This window comes from Tepidiforma sp. (assembly GCF_026419595.1).
Taxonomy (GTDB): Bacteria; Chloroflexota; Dehalococcoidia; order Tepidiformales; family Tepidiformaceae; genus Tepidiforma.
Genome location: NZ_JANZZD010000073.1, coordinates 1 through 240, shown reverse-complemented (window position 1 = coordinate 240; position 240 = coordinate 1). Strand labels below are relative to the sequence as shown.

Sequence of the window (240 nt, the reverse complement as noted above, 5' to 3'; positions counted from 1 at the left end):
CCGCCGCCGGGGTGGCTCCGCATTTCGGCCCCATGCTGAGCGCTTCCGAGGCCGACTGGGCAACCACCATGCGGATTAACTTGCAAAGCAACCTCTGGTTAGCTGGTCTGGTGATCCCCCAGATGCTGGGCCGCGGGGGTAGCCTGGTGTTTATCGCCAGCTTATCGGCCTTGCGGGGCAACCAGGCGATAGGCTTGTACGCTGTTTCCAAGGCTGGACTGGCCCAACTGGCCCGCGACC

At 64.2% G+C, this 240-nt stretch carries 1 protein-coding gene; it reads left to right on the top strand.

The features are described 5' to 3' along the window. Positions 1–32 precede the first annotated feature (32 nt). On the top strand, positions 33–240 hold a 208-nt coding region (locus N2041_RS14365; protein WP_297679269.1), incomplete at its 3' end, for an SDR family oxidoreductase.